This window comes from Oleiphilus sp. HI0132 (assembly GCF_001635845.1).
The window spans coordinates 1-1,032 of the sequence record NZ_LWGJ01000218.1 but is presented as its reverse complement, the minus strand read 5'-3'; the positions used below and the strand labels follow the sequence as shown (position 1 = coordinate 1,032).

1 protein-coding gene is annotated in these 1,032 nt (G+C 43.4%); it reads left to right on the top strand.

Annotated features, from left to right (window positions below):
- Positions 1-32 precede the first annotated feature (32 nt).
- Positions 33-1,032: BatD family protein (locus A3766_RS02720; RefSeq protein WP_197479235.1), on the top strand; the 1,000-nt coding region annotated here is incomplete at its 3' end.

Below are 1,032 nucleotides of genomic sequence, written 5' to 3'. Positions count from 1 at the left end.
GGGTCAGCAGTAATAAATGAAGGTGAGCCAATATGGTGAACGATAAGCCAAAATTAAATAAAGGCTATCCACACAAACATCACAATATGCTTAGTAAGCTGCTTAGCTTACTAACACTTTGCCTACTTAGTCAGCTTAGCCTTGCCAACACATCCCTTAGTGCCAGTGTTGACAGGAATAAAGTATATCTCAATGAGAGCTTCAACCTTAAGCTTCAGGGGAATGTGGATATCGACTTTAGCCTGGGCGGCTTAATGAGCTTTGGGCGAAACCAGATTGAAGCGCCAACAATTAAAGGGCTTGAAGATAGCTTTGAGATCCTTGATCGCCAGCAGAATTATAGTATGCGCTCCATTAATGGCGATACAACAACCGAAGTTACATGGAACTATACGCTTAGCCCAAAGCAGGCCGGTACACTAACTATTCCTCAGGCAATACTACAAGGAGCCAAATCTGAAGCTATTGTTATAGAGGTTGTGGAGGGTAAAGCACCCATCGACGCGGACAACCCTCCCCCTGTTTTTATTGAAGTTGAAACAGACAAATCAGATGTTTACGTTCAGGAACAAATCCAATATACCGTTCGCTTATTTTCCTTAGGAAGGCTTAGTAGCGGAAATTTAAGTGAGCCCGCCACAAGCAATGCCATCATTGAACCTTTTGGCGAGGAAAATAAATACTATCGTATGGCTTATAACCAACGCTATGAGGTCATTGAACGAAAGTACCTAATCTATCCTCAAAAAAGTGGTGCTCTCTATATCGATGGTTTAGCCTTCAACGGTGTGCTTATCGACAGCTATCAACGTAGACGCATACGTGTCTCGGAAATATCGGATGCTGTTCAAGTGAATATAGCACAGCCGAACCCCAATTTTACTGGTCAACACTGGTTACCAGCAAAGAGCCTGCATTTAAGTGAAAAATGGCAAGATGAGCAGCTCGAACTATCAATCGGTGATGCATTTACGCATGAAATCACCACCTCTGCTTTAGGTTTACTTGGGTCAGCCCTTCCCCCAATACCCG